Raw genomic sequence first — 20,847 nt, 5'->3', positions numbered from 1 at the left:
CATGGACCTCACCCTGCGCCCGATGCGCTACCCGCACTTCTTCGACCGGTTCCGGGACGCCATCAAGAACACCTGGACCGTCGAGGAGGTCGACCTGCACTCCGACCTCGCCGACCTGGCCAGGCTGTCGCCCGCCGAGCGGCATCTGGTGTCCCGGTTGGTGGCGTTCTTCGCCACCGGCGACACCATCGTCGCCAACAACCTCGTGCTCAACCTCTACCAGCACGTCAACTCCCCGGAGGGCCGGCTCTACCTGTCCCGGCAGCTGTTCGAGGAAGCCGTGCACGTGCAGTTCTACCTGAACCTGCTCGACACGTACGTGCCCGACGAGCAGGAGCGCTTCGCGGCCTTCGCCGCCATCGAGAACATCCCCTCGATCCGCCGCAAGGCCGAGTTCTGCTTCCGCTGGATCGACTCCGTCCACGCGCTCCGCGAGCTGAACAGCCGCGAGGACCGCCGGACGTTCCTGCTCAACCTCATCTGCTTCGCCGCCTGCATCGAGGGGCTGTTCTTCTACGGCGCCTTCGCCTACGTCTACTTCCTGCGCTCGCGTGGCCTGCTCAACGGGCTCGCCTCCGGCACCAACTGGGTGTTCCGGGACGAGTCGATGCACATGGCGTTCGCCTTCGACGTGGTGGAGACCGTCCGGCGGGAGGAGCCGGAGCTGTTCGACGCCGAGTTGCAGCGGCAGGTCACCGAGATGATCGCCGAGGCGGTCGAGTGCGAGGCCCAGTTCGCCGAGGACCTGCTCGAACAGGGCGTCTCCGGGCTGTCGTTGGCGGACATGCGGGAGTACCTGCAACACGTCGCCGACCGCCGGCTCGCCCAGCTCGGCATCGCACCGCAGTACGGCGCGAAGAACCCCTTCGCGTTCATGGACCTGCAGGACGTGCAGGAGCTGTCGAACTTCTTCGAGCGCCGGGTGTCGGCGTACCAGGTCGGTGTCAGCGGCAGCGTCACCTTCGACGACGACTTCTGAGCGCTGGTCGCGCCGCTCGTCGCCGGCAGGGCGGACGGGCATCCCCCGCGGCCGGGGGGGGGGGGGGGGGGGGGGGGGGGGGGGGGGGGGGGGGGGGGCGCCCCGCCCCCCCGCCGGGGGGGGGGGGCCCCCCCCGCCCCGCCCCCCCCCCCCCCCCCCCCCCCCCCCCGGCTCGCTCCACCACCCCGAACCGACCTACGAGCCGTCCCGGCTGGTGTCGTCGGTTCCCGAGCCCAGTTGGGCGAATGCCTGGTCGGCGTCGGCGACAGCCTCGGGGTGGACATCGTGGGCGGTTCGCCCGTCGGCGATCTTCTGCCAGTTGGTCCGGGCGAGTACGCGTTGGACGGCGAGCACCTGAGCGGCCCGCAGTCGCGCCTCGATGCCTGAGCCGAAGGCGGCGGCCAGCGCCTCCTCGCCGTCTAGCAGGTAGCGCGTCAGGCGTCCCACCAGGCTCGCCGTGGTGAACGCCAACCGGTGGAACGCCACCACCTCGGGGTGGTCGTTGAGGCCGGTGACCGGGTCGTGGCGGTCGAGACCGGCCCGGAAGTGCCGGTGCAGCGCGGTCAACGGCGCGACGCCGGGCTGACGGTCACGTACGACGCGGGCGGCCTCGCCGTGGTGGTGCGCGAACCGGTGCAGCACCAGGTCCTCTTTGGTGGCGAAGTACCGGAAGAGGGTCGGCTTGGAGACCTCGGCCGCCGCGGCGATGTCGTTGACCGAGACCTGGTCGAAGCCGTGTGCCAGGAACAGCGTGATCGCCACGTCGGCGATCGCGTCGTGGGTCCGCGCCTTCTTGCGGGCCCGCAGCCCGGTCGGTTCTACCACTCGAATACAGTAACATTATTGGCTGGGTTGCTTTTTTAACCGAGTAACGTTCGGCGGACGGGACACCTCGCGCTGGTCACCGCTCCGACGGAGACGGAGAGAGCCGCCGGTCACCTCCACTCCCTGCGACGGGCCGAAGCGGACGGCGCGCTGGCCGGGGACGGTCGGGTGGGCGTCGTCGACGCCCACCCGACCGGAGACGAGTTCCCACCGGCATGGGCGCTCCGGCTGCCGTCGGTGATCGGCAGCCTGATCGCCCACTTCCCGGGCGGGCTCGGTCAGTAGCCGATGCGGAACGTCGCGTCCTGCTTGTCGGCCGTCGGCGAGCCGCTGGTGATCGGGTCGATGCGCAGCACGTAGTCGTAGTGCCGCAGGTACCGGTCCGGGTAGTTGTACGAGCGGAACGACGTCCACGAGGAGTCGGCGAAGCCGGCCGTGCGGTAGAACGTGGCGTCGGCCTTGAACGCGCTCGTGCCGTCGTTCGCCTCCAACCGCATCGCGTAGCTGTAGTGGCGCAGGTACCGGTCCGGGTAGTTCACCGAGCGGAAGGACACCCCTGCCGAGTCGGCCAGGCCCGGCACCAGGGTCCACAGTTGGTCCTGGTACGGGTCGAACGGGTACACGTCGATGCGCGCGACGTTGTTGCTGTGCCGGAGGTAGCGGTCCGGGAAGTTGTACGACTTCACGCGGTTCCACGTCGGCGTGCCCCACCTGGCGGTGAGCGCGGACATCTCGGCCGACGTGAGCGGCGTGACACCCGGGTGCTTCGAGTTCAGCGGCTGGGTGTACGACCGGTCGTTGAGCAGGCTCCACGAGCCGCTCGCCACGTTCGTGGTCTGCCAGCAGAAGAACCGGCCGTTGGGGCTCCAGGTGTCGCCCCACATGTACCAGGTGTTCGCGGTGTTCGACTTGACGATCTGCGGTGCCTCGACACCGCGGCCGGGGCCGATGGCGGAGGTGTGGATGCTGAAGCTGCCCGGGTTGAGGCTGTTCGAACGGGCGCCGAGCAGCGTGCTGTTGGTGTTGTTCTTGAAGTACATGTAGTTGACCCCGCTGACGCTCACGAAGTTGCCGTCGATGGCGTCGTAGCCGGGGTCGAAGAAGGTCTGCGGGGCCGATGCGGTCACGAAGTCGCTTGTGTAGTTCACCATCAGCACGTTGTGGCCGCCGGTGACCGCGGAGTAGACGACCGCGTACTGCCCGCGCCCGGCGTCCCAGTACGCCTCCGGGGCCCAGGCGTGCGTGGCGAGAGAGTGCACCTTCAGCAGCCGGTACCCGGTGAAGGTCCGCAGGTCGGTGGAGTCCCAGACGTGGAGGTACTGGCTCTGGTAGTTCCAGTCGGTGCCGTTGAGGTCGGTGGCGAGCACCACGAACCCGCCGCTCTGCTTGCGCAGGACGAACGGGTCGCGCAGGCCCCGGCTGCCCAGCGTCGGTGTGACGACCGGGTTGTTCTGGTTCAGCGGCGTCCAGTTCAGGCCGTCGGCGCTGACGGCGAGGTGCAGGCCGTAGTTGGCGGCGGCCATGGTGGGCGACTCGGTGAAGTACGCCATGACGTAGCCGTCGTAGGTGGCGGCGGACGCGGTTCCGGGGCGCAGCAGGGCGGCCCCGGCGACGGCGGCGCCGGTGGCGGACAGCAGGGTACGACGCTTCAAGTGATCACCTCGTGGGTGGGATCGCTGGCAGGTGGCAGCACGGTGGTGGGTGACGACATGTTATCGATAACATCGATGAGGTCAAGTGTCGATTCGATCGCAGCTCGACGACGCGCGGCGGAGAACGTCGGACGCCGCAGCAGGCCAGGACGCCCGCAGGGGCGAAGATCCGCTCGGCATCCGCGCTGGTGCAGACCCCCGACGCCGTCGGCCAGAGAGCCGAAGACATCGACATGTCTCGAATAATCACATTGTTTCAGGTATATTTCGCGACACCCATTCGCCCGTCACGCGGCCGACGTCGGGACGCCGCGGGCCGGCGCGAAGCCCAGAACCGAACGGAGTGGCATGGTCACACGGAGAACGGTGCTCGGCGCGGCCGGCGCGACAGCGGGACTCGCGGTCACGGGTAACGTGCTGAGCGGTGGCGCCGCACACGCGGACGCCACCATCGCCATCAGCCCCACCGCCGACTACGGCAGTTGGGAGGGCTGGGGCACCTCGCTGGCCTGGTGGGCCAACGTGTTCGGCGACCGGGACGACTTCGCGGACATCTTCTTCACCACCCGGTCGGTGTCGTACAACGGCAGCACGTTGCCCGGTCTCGGCCTCAACATCGTCCGCTACAACCTCGGCGCGTGCAGTGGGAACTCGGTCAACGGCGAACAGATGGTCGCCTCCCCCAACATCCCCCGGTTCAAGCAGATCGAGGGCTTCTGGCAGGACTGGCGCAACACCGATCCCGCCTCGTCCGCCTGGAACTGGAACGTCGACGCCAAGCAACGTGCCGCCCTGGTGAAGGCGACCCAGCGCGGCGCGATCAGCGAGCTGTTCGCCAACTCCCCGATGTGGTGGATGTGCCTCAACCACAACCCGTCCGGCGCGGCCGGCGGCGGGAACAACCTCCAGCCGTGGAACTACGCCCAGCACGCCGCCCACCTGGCGATCACGGCCCGCTACGCGCGGGACCGCTGGGGGGTGAACTTCCGGACCGTCGACCCGTTCAACGAGCCCTCGTCGAGCTGGTGGAACGCCAGCGGCACCCAGGAGGGTTGCCACATCGACGCGAGCATCCAGCGCACCGTCCTGGCCAACCTGCAGACCGAACTGGACCGGCAGGGCCTGACCGGGGTACGGATCTCCGCCTCCGACGAGACCAGCTACGACCTGGCCCGCACCACCTGGAACAGCTTCGACGCCACCACCAAGGGCCTGGTACGCCAGGTGAACGTGCACGGGTACCAGGGCAGCGGCGGGCGTCGCGACCTGCTGTACAACGACGTCCGCGCCGCGGGCAAGGTGCTGTGGAACTCCGAGACCGGTGACAGCGACGGCACCGGCCTGACCATGGCCCGCAACCTCTGCCTGGACTGGACCTGGTTGCACCCCACCGCCTGGTGCTACTGGCAGGTCATGGATCCCAGCGCGGGCTGGGCGACCATCGCCTACGACCCCAGCACGTTGGCCCCTGGCGCGGTCCAGCCCAAGTACTACGTGCTGGCGCAGTTCACCCGCCACATCCGGCCCGGCATGCGGATCCTGAACACCGGGGTCGGCAACGCCGCCGCCGCGTACGACTCCGCAGCGCGCCGGCTGGTGATCGTGGCGGTCAACACCGACGCGGCACAGACCCTCACCTTCGACCTCTCCTCCTTCGGCCAGGTCACCGGGGGCACGGGCGGCCAGGTGCCGCGCTGGACGACAGTGCCGTCCGGCGGCGACCGCTACACCCAGCGGACCGACCTGCGGCTCAACGGCAAGACGCTCAGCGTGCCGTTCCCCGCCGGGTCGGTGCAGACCCTCCAGATCGACGGCGTCACCGCGTGACCTCGCGGACGGCCCCCGGCGCGGCTGAACACGCTTCGCCGGGGGCCGTCCCCGTAAGGTCCACGGGGCGGCCCGGCCGCTCGGGAGGACGGGAGACGGCGGGGCACGCCAGACGTCGCGAAGTCGGTGCACCACCCGCTGGCGCGTCCCCTTCGGCCCGGTCGGCCGCCGTTCAGCGTCCCCGCCACTCCTCGACCGGAACGAGCGGGACGGGCACGGGCCGTTCCACCACAGTGGTCAGCTCGATCCGCCGCCCCTCGGCTGCCGCACGCAGCAGGCCGGTCATCGTGTCGAGCACGTGCAACGCGAGGTCGCCGCCCGCGCGTGGCGGACGCCGAGCGCTCGCCCTGACGGCGTCGATCAGACCGACACCCCGGGCACCGTCCACGTAGCCCGCAGCCGGTTCGAGCACGCGCCACTCGGTGCCACCGAGCGCGAACAGCCGGACCTCGCCGTCGAAGTAGTTCGGATCGGGCACGGCGAGGGTGCCACCCTCCCCGTGCACCTCGATCGGCGCGGCCGTCGTCGCGACGCCGTCGAAGCTCGTCGTGATGGTGGACAGGACGCCGCTGACGTGCTCGAGCACCCCGGTCACGTGGGTGTCCACCTGCACCGGAATCCGCTGGCCGAGGCGCGGACCGGAGCCGACGACACGCTCGGCGCGGAGTCGGCTGACCGCTCCGCTCACCGCACGCACCGGCCCGAGCAGGTGGATCAGCGCCGAGATGTAGTACGGCCCCATGTCCAGCAACGGGCCACCACCCGGGGCGTAGTAGAAGTCGGGGTGGGGATGCCAACGCTCGTGCCCCGGGGTGACCATGACGGCCGAGGCGGCCAGTGGACGCCCGATCAGCCCACCGTCGATCGCCGCGCGGGCCGTCTGCGTACCCGTGCCCAGGACGGTGTCCGGCGCGCACCCGACCCGCACGCCGGCCGAGGCGGCCCGTTCGATGACCGCGCGGCCGTCCGGGAACGCCACGGCGAGCGGCTTCTCGACGTACACGTTCTTACCCGCGTCGATCGCGCCGAGCGAGATCTCGACGTGCGCCGCGGGGGTCGTGAGGTTGAGCACCGTCTGCACGTCCGGGCGGTCGAGCAGATGCGCGACGCTCACCGCCTCGGCGCCGGCGATCGTGGCGGCGACCGCGGTCGACCGGGCGGCGTCGAGGTCGGCCACCGCGACGATCCGCACCTCGGGGTGGTTCGCGAGCGTGTCCAGGTAGGCGCGGGAGATGACCCCGAGCCCTACGACACCGACGCGGTGCGGGTCGCCCACAACATCCCCCTCTCGATGACGGTACGCACAGCGGGGCGTTCCAGCACGTCGAGGCTGTGTCCCGGGGTCGTCACGACCACCCGGCCGGCACCCCACAGCCGGGTCCAGATCGCCGGCGAGGTGACCGGCCGGTGCCAGGGATGCCAGTCCCGGGTGGGATGGACGGTGGTGGCCAACACGTCGATCAGGTCGTCGTGCAGCACCCAGTACTGCTCGGTGACCAGGTCGATGTCCTCGATCCCGGCGGTGATCGGATGCTCCCGGCCGAGGTCGGTGATGGTCACCGTGTGCGGCAGGAAGTTGTCCCCCTCCCCACCGCAGCGCGCCTCCGGCTGCTGGCCCGGATGGGTCGCGAACTGGCCGCCCACCAGGTGCAGGTACTCCGACGACGCGCGGAACGAGTCCACGATGCCGCCGTGCCAGCCGGTGAGGCCCGTCCCGGCGACGACCGCCGCGTTCAGCCCCGCCACCTGCTCCGGGGTGATCTGCGACATCGTCATGCACTGCACGACGAGGTCGGTGGCGGCCATCGCGGCGGCATCGGCGTAGATCTCCGTCGACTCCTCGATCCGTACCGCGTAGCCGTGGTGTCGCAGGAACGGGATGAACAGCTCCGTCGCCCTGACCGGCTGGTGCCCCTCCCACCCGCCCCGAACCACCAGTGCCCTGCGCTGCGCCACACTCGCTCCCTCCCGGTCCGCGCCACCGGACTGGCCGGTGCCGCCCGGCGACGTCTCGCCGAATCCTGCCAGGCGACGTCTCGCCGATTCCTGTGCTTGTCGAGCACCGAAACCGTACTAGTGATCGCCGCCGATGTGCGCGCTCGTGTCCTTCCCGCGTTCGTCCATCTCGTCCCCTGTCGGAGTCGACGCGCACATCTCCTAGACCGTCCTAGGACATCGGTGGTCCGAGGTGGGAAGCTGTCGATCGCCCGCAAGCGCGCCGAGGCGCACCACGGCACGAGCGGTGTCGAGAGCGTCCTCGGTCAGCACCGTCCGGCTGCCGATCATCGTCCCGGCCCGGCGCTGACCGACACGTCGGGCCGGGACGATGATCGGCGTGAGGTCAGCCGCCCGGAGTCAGCTCAGCAGCGCCGGTCGCATCTCCGCGCCGAGGTTGATCGTGCCGACCACCCGGTCACCGGTGGGATCCCACACGTCGACAGCCCGGTTGCTGCGCATGAGTTCCCGGGCCGACGGCGGCAGCGAGGGGGGCTCCTTCATCGCCGCCCGGACGTCCCGGGCGGTCGAGATCAACCGACCGGCCAGCGAGGCGGCGTCGTGGTCCACCCGCACCCGGCCGTACTCCCAGCCGACGGCGGTGAGGTCGAGCACCTCGAACAGGCGGGCCAGCAGCGGATGGGGGTCGGTCGCCCGGACGAACTGCGGTGCCCGCGCGCCGACGACCGTGACGGCGGCGGCGACGTGCACGTACGGGTGGAGGCCGCCCGGCAGCGCGAACAGCGGCCAGCGCAACTGGGCCCCCGCCGCCCGCCACAACGGCCGGTAGTTGCTGCGGTCGACCGGGAGCCGGTGACCGGTACGCCGGTCCAGCTCCAGCGTCTGGGCCAGCACGTCCGCGTGGGCCTCGTCGGCGAACTCGCCCACGATGGTGGCCGCCACCGCCAGGCCGTCACCGTCGTCGAGCAACCGGGTGACCGCCTCGACCTGCTCGGGCGGCCGGACCGCCAGGTGCGCGCCGAAGCGGTGCCGGACGTCGCGCAGCAGCGCCGCCTGCCGCACCGGGTCGTCCTGGACCTGCCGGCCACCCAGCATCCGCCCGAGCCATCCCATGTCGCCTCGTCTCCACCACCACCACTGACCGCAGCCATGCTAGTGCGACGTCCGCCGGCGCCAGTGCCGGCCGGTACGGCGCACGGACTCCACGAGGGTGACGACCGTCAACGCGCCGTCGCCGTGACGACGCCCGCACACTGCCACCGACGCCCGCCAGGGGCACCGGATCGCGCAGAACGACGACGGACGGAACGCCCCTCGGCCGCTAGGATCGGGCGGGTGGATCTGGACGACATCGCCGCCCGGCTCGGGGTGCCCGTCGAGGACGTCGACCGCGTCCACCGGCTCGCCGGCGACCGGCCCTCGGCTCCGCTGCCCGCCGAGGCCGACGCGCCCGCGATTCTCGACCGGCTCGGGGTGCAGCCGGCGGACACCGCCGAGATCATGGCCGGCTGGCCCGCCCCCGGCTCCCCACTGTGGACCCCGGAGCTGCGCTGGCTGCTCGACCGCGTGATCGCCCTGGTCCGCGCCGATCTCGGCGGCCACGGCTGGCTCTCGCCCGGTCCGGAGCTGCCCCGCGACCGGGGCCCGGCCTGGCGGCACCTCTACGTGTACGCGTACCTGGCCCTGGTCGACGTGGTCACCGGTTACCACCGCGACCACGGCGTCGCCGGGTCCGTTACCTGGGCGACCCTCGCGGACCTGGGTCGCAACCTCGCGATCGATCGGCGGATGCACGGCGAGGGGTGGCCGGTCATGCAGAGCTGGCTGACGCTGCACGTCCGCGGCGGCCTGTACGAGCTGGGCCGGCTACAGCACCATCGCGGCGACAACGCCATCGGCCTGCACGTCCCCGACTCGGGCCCGATGACCCCGGAGTCGGTCGACGCGTCGCTCGACGAGGGCCGCGCGTTCTTCCCGCGCCACTTCCCCGACGAGCGCTACACGGAGTTCTCCTGCGGGTCCTGGCTGCTCGACCCGCAGCTGCGGGAGTACCTGCCCGAGGATTCCAACATCATCCGGTTCCAGCGGAGGTTCACGCTGCTGCCCTACGTGGAACAGGACGGGCCGGACGCCGACATCGAGGTGCTGCGGTTCGCATTCCGTACGCTCAGCACACCACTCGACCAACTACCCCGCCGCACCGTGCTCCAGCACGCGATCGTCGACCACCTGAGGGCGGGCCGCCACTGGCACTGGCGGCACGGCCACTTCCCGATCTAGCGCGTGACCACCGACGTCGACCGGGTCGGCGACGCGCCAGGCGGGAGGTGCGGTTGTCGGGGGTACCGGGTTCGCCCTCCGCCGCGACCGTCCCAGACCGCCGACGGGCCACCCGACCTGGCCGGACCGCCCGTCGCCGACGCCGCACGGGGGTACGCTGGTGCGGTGGGCCAGCGTGATCAGTACCGGGTCGAGTTGCGCGCCTCCGATCCGGCGCACTGGCCGGCGTTCCTCCGGGCCCACTCGGGGCTGCCCGGTCCACGGGCCAACGTTGAGCTTGCTCAGGCCGTCGCCGACGAGGGCGATCCCGCCTCGTTCGATCGGTTGATCGCCACCGACGACGAGTATCTGGTGTTCTGCGGGGTGCTCGGCCTCGGCCGGCTGTTGGCCACCGGCGCGGACGCGCAGACCCGCACGGACATCGAGGCACGCCTGCGCGACCACGCTACCGACGCCCGCTGGCGGGTGCGCGAGGCGGTGGCCCTGGCGCTGCAGCGGCTCGGCGACGCCGACCTGCCGCGCCTTCTCAAGCTCGGCACGGCCTGGGCCGCGAACCCGCATCCGTTGGTCCGGCGGGCAGCCGTCGCAGGCGTGTGCGAACCGCGCCTGCTGACCGTCCCGGGGGCCGCCGCCTGCGCCGTCGCGCTGTGCGAACGGACGACCACCGGCCTGACCGCTCTGCCGGCCAGCCAACGCCGGGACGACGGCGTCCGCGCGCTGCGTCAGGCATTGGGCTACTGCTGGAGTGTCGCGGTGGCTGCCGACCCCGCTGTCGGTCTGCCGCAGTTCCGGGCGCTGGCCGCCATCGACGATCGCGATGTGGCCTGGGTCGTCCGGGAGAACACGAAGAAGAAGCGACTCGCGAAACTGCTCTGACAACAGATCCAGCCCCCGCCACCACTGTTCGGCGGAGACGGCCATTCCAGGGGTGAGGTCGGCAGGGGCCTCCGGTCAGGGCGTCGGGTCGCCTTCCGCGCCGGCTGCGGTCTGCCGGGGTTCGTAGTCGAGCCAGTCGAATGCGACAGTGCCGGTGGCGGCGTACATGCCGATGACGCGGCCGGTGAAACCACCGGCGACCTCGGTGGACAGGTACCGGCCGTCGAGGTCGGCCAGCACGTCGAACGTCCCGTCCGGGTGCTCGACGCCGAGCCGGAGCAGGTCGGGCTCCTTGCCGGGGTGCCAGTCGCCGGGGGACGGCGCGAGCACCTCGATCCGGAGGCGGACCGGACCGGTCGCGACCGGCCGGGTGGCGAGCGTCGACAGCACCGAGCCGATCCGCACGACGACCCGCACCTCGCCGTCGCCCGCCTCGACGTCGTAGTGGTGCCGCTCGTCGAGGCGTACCACCAGCCCGCCGCGCCCGCCGGCCGGGTCGACCAGGGCCCGGACGCGGCACGACGGGTGCTGCTGGCGACGGCCGACGAACGTGACGTCCGGCGCGTCCGGTGACGCTCCGCGGGCCCGCAGCGTGAGCCAGCCCGGCCGCTCGGTCAACGACCAGACGTCAGCCGGCCGGGACCGCACCGAGACCCACCGGGGATGCAGCCGCTCGGAGTCGAAGTCGTCGCGCACCGGCGACGGCGGCACGGGGTGCGCGGCCCATGGCGGCGCGGTCATCACCGGCGCGACCGCACCGACCACCGGCCAGCCGTCGACCCAGGTCACCGGGGCCAGGAACGTCTCCCGCCCGAGCACGTGCCAGCCGGGCGTCCCGCCGCCGGGGCGTACGCCGAGCAGCACCAGCCACCACGACCCGTCGGCCGCCTCGACCAGGTCGGCGTGGCCGGTGTTCTGGATCGGCCGGTGGGTGCCCCGGTGGGTAAGGATCGGGTTGGCCGGGCACGGCTCGTACGGGCCGTCCGGCGTCGTCGCGCGGGCGATCGAGACGGCGTGCCCGCGTTCGGTGCCGCCCTCGGCGATCAGCAGGTACCAGTAGCCGCCGACCCGGTACAGGTGCGGCGCCTCCGGGGCCTGCGCGCCCGCCGCGCCGGACCACAACCGCCGGGGAGGACCGAACGTCCGCCCGGTCCCCGGGTCGATGCGCACCTGCTCGATCCCGGCGTAGGTGCACCAGCAGGTGCCGTCTTCGTCCCAGGCGAGGTCGGGGTCGATGCCGCCCACGCCCGGCACCCGGACCGGATCCGACCAGGGGCCGGTCGGGTCGGTGGCGGTGCAGATCAGCGTGCCGCCACCGTCCGCGCAGTTGGTGACGATCAGCCAGAAGCGACCGTCGTGGTGCCGCAACGTCGGCGCGTACACGCCGGCGGACGACGGCATGGTCACCGGCAGGGCCAGCTGGCCCGGCCGGTCCAGCACGTTGCCGATCTGCTCCCAGTGCACCAGGTCCCGGCTGTGGAACAGCGGCACCCCGGGGAAGTACTCGAAGCTGGAACACGCCAGGTAGTAGTCGTCACCGACCCGGCAGACACTCGGATCCGGGTGGAAACCGGGGACCACCGGATTGGCGAACGTGCCGTCGACCCACCCGGTCACACCCACGGTCGTCGTGTCGGCCGATGTCAGCGTCATCCAGTCCTCCTTGAGATCGGGATCGGGTGCCCCACGATCGTCCGCCCCGGGTGACGGCGACGGCTGGCGGGCTCGTCGGGCTGCGGCGTGGTGGGCCCTGCGGGGTGCCGTGCGGATGCCACCTACCGGGCCGCCGAAAGGCAGACGATGTCCAACCGGCGGGGGCCGTGCACGCCTTCCACCCGGTTCAGCTCGATGTCACTGGTCGCGGAGGGGCCGGAGATCATCGTGATCGGCCGGGTGGGGTCGGGCAGCGCCCGCACCAGATCGGGCACGTCGGCCACGATCTGCGCGGCGCGCACCACGCAGACGTGGTGGTCGGGGACGAGGGTGAGCAGCCGGCGGCCCTGGGCCACGCCGCCGTCGAGCACCAGCGTGCCGGTCTCGGCCACGGCGAGCGCGCAACCGGTCAGGACGGCCAGCCCGGGAGCGTCCAGTTGGGCGGCGGTGAGCAGGTCGCCGGCCAGCGTGGGCGGACCCAGCCGGCCGGTCCAGGCCGGCGGTGTACCGGCCGGCAGCACTACGCCGGAGGCCCCGGCGAGCAGGACGCCGAGCAGGTCGGGCAGCTCCGCCAGGGTGCAGGCGTGCACCCCGGCGTGATGGTCACGGGCCCGTTCGACGAAGAGGGCGGGCAGGTCAGGAGGCATGGGTGCGGCTCCACCAGTCGCGGAAGGACTCGCCCGCCGGCAGCGGCGCGTCCCGGTGCGCGGTCCACGCCGACAGCGGCCACGGTGCCCGGCGCAGCCGCCCGCCGTGCCGTCTGGTCAGCACCCGTAGCGGTCGGCCACCCACCCGGACCGCCCGTAGCCCCACCCGCCACCGACGTCGGTGCCGCATCGTCCGGGCCAGCAGCGCCATCGCCGCGCGTTCGGCCGCCGGTTTCGGCCCCGCCTGGCGCAGGTGCACCAGGATCTCCGGAATGTTGATCTTGACCGGGCAGACGTCGTAGCAGGCCCCGCAGAGCGTCGAGGCATACGGCAGGGTCCGGTTGGCACCGGCCTCCTGACCGGTGAGCTGCGGCGAGAGGATCGCGCCGATCGGCCCGGGATAGACCGACCCGTAGGCGTGCCCGCCGACCCGCTCGTAGACCGGGCACACGTTCAGGCAGGCCGAGCAGCGGATGCAGCGCAGCGCAGCGCGGCCCACCGGGTCGGCGGCCACCCGGCTACGGCCGTTGTCCAGCAGCACGATGTGCAACCGACGGGGCCCGTCCCCGGGGGTCACCCCGGTGAAGATCGAGGTGTACGGGTTCATCCGCTCGCCGGTCGACGAGCGCGGCAGCAGCCGCAGGAAGTCCCCCAGATCGGCGAAGCGTGGCAGCAGCTTCTCCACCCCCACCACGGCGATCAGGGTGTCCGGCAGGGTCAGGCACATCCGACCGTTGCCCTCCGACTCGACGACCACCAACGAGCCGGTCTCGGCCACCGCGAAGTTGGCCCCGCAGACCGCGACCCGGGCCGCGAGGAAGGTACGCCGCAGGTGGTCCCGGGCGGCGCCGGCCAGCACGGCGGGGTCGTCGGACCCGGCGGTGAAGCCGGGCATCCGACGGGCGAACAGCTCCCGGATCTGCCCTCGGTTGTAATGGATCGCCGGTACCAGGATGTGCGACGGGGTGTCGTCGGCGAGTTGCACGATCAGCTCGGCCAGATCGGTCTCCACCGCCGTGACGCCGGCCGCCGCCAGCGCCTCGTTGAGGCCGATCTCCTGGGTCGCCATCGACTTGACCTTCACCACCCGGTCGACGCCCTGGGCCCGGACGAGGTCGGTGACCACCGCGTTGGCGGCGGCGGCGTCCACGGCGTGGTGCACGGTCGCGCCGGCGGCGGTGGCCGCCCGCTCGAACTGCGCGAGCAGGTGCGGCAGCCGGTCGATCACGTCGTCCTTGACCCGGGCCGCCCGGTCGCGCAGCCGTTCCCAGTCGGGCACCTCGGCCACCACCGCGGCCCGCTTGTCGCGGATGGTACGGGTGGCCCGGCCGAGGTTGGCCCGGAGCTGGACGTCACCCAGTTCGCCGGCCGCCGCCCGGGGGAACGGGGTACGGGCCACGATGGGCAACTGCCGGCTCATCGACATCTCCCCGGGTCGCGTCGGGAGTGCGTCACGGCGTCACCGCCGGCCCGGTAGTGTCGGGGGTGCGTCACGGCGTCACCGCCGGCCCGGTGGCGGCGAGGATCTCGGCGTAGTGGATCGGTCGCGGGGCGCCGGGTCGGCGGGCCAGGCCACCGCCGATGTGGGCCAGGCAGGAACTGTCGGCGGCGGCCAGGTAGTCGGCGCCGGTGGCCACCGCGTGGGCGCACTTGTCGGCGAGCATGGCGCCGGAGACGGCGGCGTTCTTCAGCGCGAAGGTGCCGCCGAAGCCGCAGCACTGCTCCGGCTCGGGCAGGTCGCGCAGTTCCAGGTCGCGTACCGCGCGGAGCAGCCGCAGCGGCCGGTCGCCCAGGCGCAGCAGCCGCAGCCCGTGGCAGGTCGGGTGGTAGGTGACCCGGTGCGGGAAACGGGCCCCCACATCGGTCACCGCGAGCACGTCCACCAGCAGCTCGGAGAGTTCGTGCACCGGCAGTCGGGTGTGCGTCCGCAGGTGGGCCACGCAGGAGCCGGACGGGGAGACGACCACGTCGTGTCCGGCGAACGCCGCCTCGGTGTCCCGCTCCAGCGCGCGGGCCGGGGCCGCGTACCCGGTGTTGGCGTGCAACTGCCCGCAGCAGCTCTGGGCGGCGGGGAAGGTCACGGTGTGGCCGAGTCGCTCCAACACCGTCACGGTGGCGATACCCACCTGCGGGAAGAACGCGTCGTTGAGGCAGGTGACGAACAACGCGATGCGCACCGCAGCCCCCTCGCCCGCATTCCGCCCAGGATTGACGGCATCCTATATGATCTACGATGGCCAGGACGAGGCTCGGCACTCCGCGATCTCATCGGTCGGGACGATGTGCCAGTGCGGGCAACGGAAGTCGCCCCGGCCCCGGTGGGTGCCCGGTGCACGGGCGGGGCGACCACCGGCCGCACCGCCGCCTGTGGGTACGAGGTAGCGAGATGACGGATTTCCAGGGGCTGGTGGCGGCGGTCACCGGTGGCGGTTCGGGCATCGGCGCGGCGGTCGTCAGCCTGCTGGCCGAGCGCGGGGCGCGGGTCGCCGTACTCGATCGCGACCCCGGGTCGGGTGGGCCGCACCTGCGACTCACCGCCGACGTCGGCGACCCGCTGGAGCAGACCATGGACCGGGTCGCCGAGGCCCTGGGCGGTCTCGACGTCCTGGTGAACTGCGCGGCGATCAGCGCGGTCGGGACGGTGGAGACCGCCGGTGACGCCGAGTGGCACCGCTGCCTGGACGTCAACGTCGTCGGCGTGGCACGGGCCTGCCGGGCGGCCCTGCCCCACCTGCGCCGCTCGACCAGCGCGGCCATCGTCAGCGTCACCTCGATCGCGGCGACGGCGGGGCTGGTCGAGCGGGCGGTCTACTCCGCCACCAAGGGCGCGGTGCACGCGCTCAGCCTGGCCATGGCCGCCGATCTGGTGGGCGACGGGATCCGGGTGTGCACGGTGGCGCCGGCCACGGTGGACACCCCGTGGGTGACCCGGCTGCTCGCCGGGGCCGAGGACCCGGCCACGGAGAAACGCAGGCTGGCCGCCCGGCAGCCCACCGGCCGGCTGGTCACCGCCGCCCAGGTGGCCCAGGCGGTGGCGTTCCTCGCCTCGCCGCTCTCCGGGGCGACCACCGGCACCGCGCTGGCCGTCGACGGCGGCATGTCCGGCCTGCGGTTGGTCCGCTGAGCCGAACGGGGCACGGCCGGCTGCCCGGTCAGGCCGACGCCATGGTGACCCGTTGCCGCCCCAGGCCGTCCACCTCGACCTCCACCACGTCGCCCGGGGCGAGGTAGGGGAACCGGCCGCTGAGGGCGACCCCCTCGGGCGTACCGGTGTTGATCACGTCGCCCGGGTCGAGCACCGTGTACTGCGACAGGTGCCAGATCAGGTACGCCACGTCGAAGACCATGTCCGCGGTCCGGGAATCCTGCCGGACCTCGCCGTTGACCCAGGAGCGCAGTCCGAGGTCCTGCACGTCGGCGACCTCGTCCGGCGTGACCAGCCAGGGGCCGAGTGGTTGGAAGGTCTCGCAGGACTTCCCCTTGGACCACTGGCCGCCCGAGTGGCGTAGCTGGAAGTCGCGTTCGGACACGTCATTGGAGACCAGGTAGCCGGCCACGTGGGCCAGGCTCCGCGCGGGCGAGTCCAGGTAGCGGGCCCGCCGGCCGATGACCACGGCCAGCTCGACCTCCCAGTCGGTGGTGGTCGAGCCGCGCGGCACCAGCACGTCGTCGTACGGGCCGACCACGGTGTTGGGCGCCTTGTAGAAGATGATCGGAGTCTCGGGTGGCGCCGTGCCGGACTCGGCGGCGTGCGCGGCGTAGTTCTGCCCCACACACAGCACCGCGCCGGGCCGGGCCGGGCCACCGGCGCTCCCACCCGCATCCCGGTGACGTCCACCTCGGGCAGGTGCCGCGCCGCCCGGACCCGGTCCAGACCACCCGAGGCGAGAAAAGCGCCGTCGATGTCCGGGGTCACCGCGGACAGGTCGTAGTGCCGACCGTCGGCGTGCAGCACGGGCCGCTCCGCGCCCGGCGGGCCCACCCGCATCAGCTTCATCCGACGGCCTCTCCACGACCGGTGGCGTCGCCCGCCCACCGCCATCATCGATCGTAGATCATATATGATCGACCGGACCGGACCGGGGTCCGGTCCGACGACAGAGCCAGGGGACGCGCGATGGCCACACCGCCACTGCCCGACGGGATCCGGCCGGTGCAGCGGCTCACCCTGACCGACGACGTCTACGAGTCGGTGCAGGCCCTGATCATGGCGCACGCCATCGCTCCCGGCGACCGGATCAGCATCGACGGGTTGGCCCGCTCCCTCCAGGTCTCTCCCACCCCCGTCCGGGAGGCGCTGGCCCGGCTGGAATCCGACGGCCTGGTCCGCAAACGGGCGATGACCGGCTACACCACCACCCCGCTGCTGTCCCGCAAAGAGTTCGAGGAGCTGTTCGAGCTGCGCCTGCTGCTCGAACCGGCGGCGGCCCGGCGGGCGGCGACGCAGGCCACCGGCGACGAGCGCGGGCGGGTCGGCGAGCAGGCCGCCGCGGCGGTGGCGGTCGAGCCGGGAGCGGACCACCGCCGATGGGCCGCGTTCATCGCGTGGGACGCCCGCTTCCACGACCTGGTCGCCGAACTGTCCGGCAGCCGGCTGCTGCGGGAGTCCATCAGCCGGCTGCACGCGCACCTGCACCTGCACCGCCGTTACTTCCCGGCCACCGACCCGCGCGTGACGGTGGCCGAGCACGGCCGGATCGCCGCCGCCGTCGCCGCCGGCGAACCGGACGCCGCCGCCGAGGCGATGCGCCACCACCTGCTCTCCGCACAGGCCCGGCACCTGCCCACCTTCGCCGGGGACGCCGATGGGCGGCCCCCACCCGCGGGGACGTAGCGGGCGCGTTCCACTGCGACCCGAGCGCCGGCGGCACGCGAGCACGGCTCTGCCGGGGCGGGCCGGATCAGTCGACCGGGCCGGAGGGCGTCGTTCCCCGGCCCGTGCCGCTCCCCGCGGCGCGGCGGCGCAGCGCGCGGTGGAGGTTGCCCCCGAACACGTCGGCCACCTCGGTGGCGGAGAGCCCGTCGAGCCCGACCGGGTGCAGGGTCTGGGCGAAAGACACCTGGTCCAGGCTGGGGGCGAAGTCCGAGCCCCAGTACAGTCGCTGCGCGCCGAAGCGGTGCAGCAGCAGGTCGACGAAGGGCCGGGCGGCGGCGTGGGGATAGTCGTCGGCGGGCTCGCTGATGGCGTACAGGCCGGAGACCTTGACTCCGACGTGGGGCAGCCGGGCCAGGTCGGTCAGCGGGGCGAGCCGGCCGGCGGCGGCCTCGGGGCTCGGAACCCTCGGCTGCCGGCCCGGCAGGCCGAGGTGGCTGAACAGCACCACGCACCCGTCGAGGGCCGCCAGCGCCCGCCCGAGCCGCCCGGCCGCCTCCGGCGGGGCGTTGAGGCTGAGCACCGCCGCCGCGTCGTTGAGCGGCCCGGCGACCCCCGTCACCCAGCCGGCGAAGGCGTCGGCCGAGGCCCGGTCCGGCAGGTACGCCGCGATGCCCGCGAACCTCTCCGACCGGAACCGGTCGAGTCCGGCCCGGTCGACGCCGGTGACCGGAACGTACGCCAGTGGGACGATCCAGTCGTGCGCGTCGGCGAGCCGGGCCAGGTGCCGGTTGTTGCCGGCGAACTCCGGCCCGCCCTCGTAGCCGACCACGAGCGCTTGTGTGATGCCGTGTTCGCGGCGCAACGTCCGGTAGACGGCGAGTTCGTCACCCCCGGCCGGTGACCTTCCGTATCGGCCCGGATAACCGTCGGCGAAGAGGTGCAGATGGGCGTCGACGCGTTCCATGGCCGGACCCTAACCGATTCCCACCTGCCCATTGACGCGGGAGGACCCCTACCTTAGGTTCTTGTCTCAATTAGGTCCGGATTATCGGACGTAGGCGAGGAGTGGACCGCGTGGTGCAGGCGCACGAGGACGTTGACGATCTGGTACGGCTGCGGCGGCAGCTCCACCACGACCCCGAGCTGCGGTTCACTGAAAGACAGACCGCGGCCACTCTCGCCGATCGACTCGCTCCGGTCACCCGGGTGCGCTCCGGCATCGCCGGCACGGGCCTCCTCGCCGAGATCGAAGCGCGCGCCCCCGGACCCTCGGTGCTACTTCGGGCCGATATGGACGCCTATCCGGTTCAGGATGCCAAGGAGGTACCCTGGGCGTCGGGCAATCCGGGCGTCTGCCACGCCTGCGGACACGACGTGCACATGACCGTCGTGGCCGGCGTCGCGGCTCGACTCGCGGCCGACCCGCCCGCTCGGGGTTCGGTGACCCTGCTGTTCCAACCGGCCGAGGAGATCCCGTTCGGCGCGGAATCCGGTGCCGCCGCAGTGCTCGCCGACGAGGCCCTGCGCGACCGGCGCTTCGACGCCGTCCTCGGCCTGCACTGCTGGCCCGACCTACCGGTCGGAACGGTCGGTGTGGATCGGGTTACCGCGATGGCCGCCAAGGACGCCTTCCGGTTCGAGGTGTTCGGCCGGGCCGCGCACGCCGCCACCCCGGCCCTGGGCCGCGACGCCATCCTCGGCCTCGCCGGCATCGTCAACCTGCTGCACGCCGGGGTGGCCCGCTCCCGCAACCCGCACGAGCTGGTCGCCTTCAACATCGGCACGATCGCCGGCGGGGCCAGCCAGAGTCAGGTCGCCGAGCGGGCAGAGGCGACCGGCACGCTGCGCACCCACGACGAGACCACCCGATCCCGCCTCAAGGAGGTCATCGAGCGGATCGCCCGGCAACAGGCCGCCGCGCTCGACCTGGGACTCCGGTTCACCTGGGCCAACGAGATGCCCCCGGTGCGCAACGCCGCGACCCTGGTGGCCCTCGCGCGGGCCGAACTGCCCGGGGTGGTCGAGGTCGCCGACCTGACCGAACCCCCACTGACCACCGACGACTTCGCCCTGCTCGCCGTGCTCGGCCCCAGCCTGTACGTCAAACTCGGCGTCACCGGCGAGCGCGGCGGCGCACCGCTGCACTCCGGCGCCTTCGACGTCGACGAACGCTGCCTCGGCGTCGGGGTGGACGCCCTGGAGCGGCTCACCCGGGCGGTGCTCGACGGCCGACTGGCCGGACCCGACGTCGACGGTGTCACCGGGGACGTCCAGGCCGGCGCGGGTGACCGCGCCGGCACCGTCGAGGCGGTCGGGGCATGAGTCGCCCGTCGATCGCCGTGATCGGTGCCGGGGCGTTCGGTGTCCGGCACCTGGCCGCGTACCGGTCGCTGGGCGCGCCGGTGGGTGCCCTGGTCGAGCCGGACGCAGCGACCCGCGAGCGGGTGGCCGCCGCGCACGGGGTGCCGCAGGCGTACGCCAGCGTCGCCGACCTGCTCGCCGCCGGGCCGCCGGACGCCGCGTCGGTCTGTGTGCCGGGCCCGGCGCACCGGGCGGTGGCCGTGCGGTTGCTCGACGCCGGGGTGCCCGTGCTGGTGGAGAAGCCGCTCGCCGCGACGGTCGACGACGCCGCCGCCATCGTCGCCGCCGCCGAACGCACCGGCGTGCTCTGCCAGCCGGGGCACATCCTGCGGCACAGCCCGCCGCACCGGGCCCTGTACGACGCGATCCGCGCCGGCCGGCTCGGCGACGTCCTCGCCGTCTCGTCCCGCCGCGACCGGCCCCGCACCCTGAGCCGACTCTTCCCCCGCGACCACCCCGCGCTGCTCACCGCCGTGCACGACATCGACCTGGCCCTCTGGTACGCCGGAGCGCCCGTGGTCGAGGTCCGCGCGGCGGCCCGGACCCGACCCGGATCGGCCACCCCGGTCCTGGTGTGGGCGGAGCTGCGGCACGCCAACGACGTCGTGTCGTCGATCCGCAACAGCTACCTGCTCCCCGAGAGCACCCCGAACCACACCTCGGACCTGGTCGAGGTGTACGGCACCGACGGGGTCGCACACGTCGACCTCGGCCACCCCACGCTGCTCGTCCAGGGCGAGCCGACCGAGGCGCCGGACTGGCTGCTCTCCCCGGTCGACGGCGGTGGAGCGCTCGCCGCCGAGCTGCGGCACTTCCTCGGCCAACTCGACGGCACCGCACCGACGGCGATCGTCCCGCTCGCCGACGGCCTGCACGTCGTACGGGTCGCCGAGGCGGTGGCCGAGAGCGCCCGCACCGGCGGCGCGGTCCGCCGACTCCCCTGAGCCCCCCCACTTGTTGACAGGAGCTAACCCG

The 20,847-nt window shown here is 72.7% G+C and carries 19 protein-coding genes; 8 read left to right on the top strand and 11 right to left on the bottom strand.

The window, feature by feature from the left end; all coding sequences use genetic code 11:
• Position 1: 1 nt before the first annotated feature.
• Positions 2–979: a ribonucleotide-diphosphate reductase subunit beta gene (locus tag ACIG87_RS03995; RefSeq protein WP_396848182.1), complete on the top strand. Its 978-nt coding sequence runs from the start codon at positions 2–4 to the stop codon at positions 977–979.
• Positions 980–1,174: 195 nt separating this feature from the next.
• Here ACIG87_RS03995 and ACIG87_RS03990 read toward each other — a convergent pair whose 3' ends face one another.
• Positions 1,175–1,804, bottom strand: a complete 630-nt coding sequence (locus tag ACIG87_RS03990; RefSeq protein ID WP_396847946.1) for a TetR/AcrR family transcriptional regulator — start codon at positions 1,802–1,804, stop codon at positions 1,175–1,177.
• A gap of 278 nt (positions 1,805–2,082) precedes the next feature.
• Positions 2,083–3,456 (bottom strand): glycoside hydrolase family 43 protein, encoded by a 1,374-nt coding sequence (locus ACIG87_RS03985; RefSeq protein ID WP_396847945.1) that lies wholly within the window; start codon positions 3,454–3,456, stop codon positions 2,083–2,085.
• 348 nt (positions 3,457–3,804) lie between these two features.
• On the opposite strand from ACIG87_RS03985, the gene ACIG87_RS03980 reads away from it, so the two are divergent.
• Complete coding sequence (locus tag ACIG87_RS03980; protein ID WP_396847943.1) at positions 3,805–5,283, top strand: hypothetical protein; 1,479 nt, start codon at positions 3,805–3,807, stop codon at positions 5,281–5,283.
• A gap of 172 nt (positions 5,284–5,455) precedes the next feature.
• Here ACIG87_RS03980 and ACIG87_RS03975 read toward each other — a convergent pair whose 3' ends face one another.
• From ACIG87_RS03975 to ACIG87_RS03965, 3 genes are all read right to left on the bottom strand, one after another.
• Positions 5,456–6,559 (bottom strand): Gfo/Idh/MocA family protein, encoded by a 1,104-nt coding sequence (locus tag ACIG87_RS03975; RefSeq protein WP_396847941.1) that lies wholly within the window; start codon positions 6,557–6,559, stop codon positions 5,456–5,458.
• Positions 6,529–7,239, bottom strand: coding sequence for a ThuA domain-containing protein (locus tag ACIG87_RS03970; protein ID WP_396847940.1), 711 nt, complete (start codon positions 7,237–7,239; stop codon positions 6,529–6,531). Before ACIG87_RS03970 ends, ACIG87_RS03975 begins: the two co-directional genes overlap by 31 nt.
• Positions 7,240–7,638: 399 nt before the next feature.
• Positions 7,639–8,352: a hypothetical protein gene (locus ACIG87_RS03965; protein ID WP_396847938.1), complete on the bottom strand. Its 714-nt coding sequence runs from the start codon at positions 8,350–8,352 to the stop codon at positions 7,639–7,641.
• Between the two features lie 222 nt (positions 8,353–8,574).
• Here ACIG87_RS03965 and ACIG87_RS03960 point away from each other — a divergent pair, with 222 nt between their 5' ends.
• Entirely contained in the window at positions 8,575–9,519 is a 945-nt protein-coding gene (locus ACIG87_RS03960) for an acyltransferase domain-containing protein (RefSeq protein WP_396847936.1), read from the top strand.
• A 165-nt stretch (positions 9,520–9,684) separates the two neighbouring features.
• Entirely contained in the window at positions 9,685–10,395 is a 711-nt protein-coding gene (locus ACIG87_RS03955; protein WP_396847935.1) for a hypothetical protein, read from the top strand.
• Between the two features lie 75 nt (positions 10,396–10,470).
• On the opposite strand, the gene ACIG87_RS03950 is transcribed toward ACIG87_RS03955, so the two are convergent.
• From ACIG87_RS03950 to ACIG87_RS03935, 4 genes are all read right to left on the bottom strand, one after another.
• On the bottom strand, positions 10,471–12,048 hold the full coding sequence (locus ACIG87_RS03950; RefSeq protein ID WP_396847933.1) for a glycoside hydrolase family 43 protein: 1,578 nt from the start codon (positions 12,046–12,048) through the stop codon (positions 10,471–10,473).
• Between the two features lie 122 nt (positions 12,049–12,170).
• A complete protein-coding gene (locus tag ACIG87_RS03945) occupies positions 12,171–12,695 on the bottom strand; it encodes a lactate utilization protein C (RefSeq protein ID WP_396847931.1) in 525 nt (174 codons plus the stop codon).
• Positions 12,685–14,115: a lactate utilization protein B gene (locus ACIG87_RS03940; protein WP_396847929.1), complete on the bottom strand. Its 1,431-nt coding sequence runs from the start codon at positions 14,113–14,115 to the stop codon at positions 12,685–12,687. Before ACIG87_RS03940 ends, ACIG87_RS03945 begins: the two co-directional genes overlap by 11 nt.
• A gap of 70 nt (positions 14,116–14,185) precedes the next feature.
• Positions 14,186–14,872: a (Fe-S)-binding protein gene (locus ACIG87_RS03935; RefSeq protein ID WP_396847928.1), complete on the bottom strand. Its 687-nt coding sequence runs from the start codon at positions 14,870–14,872 to the stop codon at positions 14,186–14,188.
• Between the two features lie 209 nt (positions 14,873–15,081).
• Between ACIG87_RS03935 and ACIG87_RS03930 the strand changes: the two genes are divergently transcribed.
• Positions 15,082–15,819 (top strand): SDR family NAD(P)-dependent oxidoreductase, encoded by a 738-nt coding sequence (locus tag ACIG87_RS03930; RefSeq protein WP_396847926.1) that lies wholly within the window; start codon positions 15,082–15,084, stop codon positions 15,817–15,819.
• 28 nt (positions 15,820–15,847) lie between these two features.
• On the opposite strand, the gene ACIG87_RS03925 is transcribed toward ACIG87_RS03930, so the two are convergent.
• Positions 15,848–16,468: a fumarylacetoacetate hydrolase family protein gene (locus ACIG87_RS03925; protein ID WP_396847924.1), complete on the bottom strand. Its 621-nt coding sequence runs from the start codon at positions 16,466–16,468 to the stop codon at positions 15,848–15,850.
• Positions 16,469–16,812: 344 nt separating this feature from the next.
• Between ACIG87_RS03925 and ACIG87_RS03920 the strand changes: the two genes are divergently transcribed.
• Positions 16,813–17,529 (top strand): GntR family transcriptional regulator, encoded by a 717-nt coding sequence (locus ACIG87_RS03920; protein WP_396847923.1) that lies wholly within the window; start codon positions 16,813–16,815, stop codon positions 17,527–17,529.
• Between the two features lie 67 nt (positions 17,530–17,596).
• Here ACIG87_RS03920 and ACIG87_RS03915 read toward each other — a convergent pair whose 3' ends face one another.
• On the bottom strand, positions 17,597–18,475 hold the full coding sequence (locus ACIG87_RS03915) for an amidohydrolase family protein (protein WP_396847921.1): 879 nt from the start codon (positions 18,473–18,475) through the stop codon (positions 17,597–17,599).
• Between the two features lie 110 nt (positions 18,476–18,585).
• Here ACIG87_RS03915 and ACIG87_RS03910 point away from each other — a divergent pair, with 110 nt between their 5' ends.
• The gene (locus ACIG87_RS03910; RefSeq protein ID WP_396847920.1) at positions 18,586–19,833 is read left to right on the top strand and encodes a M20 family metallopeptidase; all 1,248 of its coding nucleotides are present in this window, start codon (positions 18,586–18,588) and stop codon (positions 19,831–19,833) included.
• A complete protein-coding gene (locus ACIG87_RS03905) occupies positions 19,830–20,816 on the top strand; it encodes a Gfo/Idh/MocA family protein (RefSeq protein ID WP_396847919.1) in 987 nt (328 codons plus the stop codon). The genes ACIG87_RS03910 and ACIG87_RS03905 overlap by 4 nt, the downstream gene beginning before the upstream one ends.
• The last annotated feature ends 31 nt before the right edge of the window (positions 20,817–20,847 follow it).

This window comes from Micromonospora sp. NPDC051925 (assembly GCF_044548625.1).
Classification (GTDB): Bacteria; Actinomycetota; Actinomycetes; order Mycobacteriales; family Micromonosporaceae; genus Micromonospora.
Note: the sequence above shows the minus strand (reverse complement) of the source record. Positions and strands in the feature narration are given on the sequence as shown.

Excerpts from the sequence above, each read along its gene's own strand:
- ACIG87_RS03980 (WP_396847943.1), top strand. The coding sequence starts at position 3,805 with ATGGTCACACGGAGAACGGTGCTCGGCGCGGCCGGCGCGACAGCGGGA.
- ACIG87_RS03905 (WP_396847919.1), top strand. The coding sequence starts at position 19,830 with ATGAGTCGCCCGTCGATCGCCGTGATCGGTGCCGGGGCGTTCGGTGTC.
- ACIG87_RS03995 (WP_396848182.1), top strand. The coding sequence starts at position 2 with ATGGACCTCACCCTGCGCCCGATGCGCTACCCGCACTTCTTCGACCGG.
- ACIG87_RS03945 (WP_396847931.1), bottom strand. The coding sequence starts at position 12,695 with ATGCCTCCTGACCTGCCCGCCCTCTTCGTCGAACGGGCCCGTGACCAT.
- ACIG87_RS03940 (WP_396847929.1), bottom strand. The coding sequence starts at position 14,115 with ATGAGCCGGCAGTTGCCCATCGTGGCCCGTACCCCGTTCCCCCGGGCG.
- ACIG87_RS03920 (WP_396847923.1), top strand. The coding sequence starts at position 16,813 with ATGGCCACACCGCCACTGCCCGACGGGATCCGGCCGGTGCAGCGGCTC.
- ACIG87_RS03950 (WP_396847933.1), bottom strand. The coding sequence starts at position 12,048 with ATGACGCTGACATCGGCCGACACGACGACCGTGGGTGTGACCGGGTGG.
- ACIG87_RS03915 (WP_396847921.1), bottom strand. The coding sequence starts at position 18,475 with ATGGAACGCGTCGACGCCCATCTGCACCTCTTCGCCGACGGTTATCCG.
- ACIG87_RS03930 (WP_396847926.1), top strand. The coding sequence starts at position 15,082 with ATGACGGATTTCCAGGGGCTGGTGGCGGCGGTCACCGGTGGCGGTTCG.
- ACIG87_RS03965 (WP_396847938.1), bottom strand. The coding sequence starts at position 8,352 with ATGGGATGGCTCGGGCGGATGCTGGGTGGCCGGCAGGTCCAGGACGAC.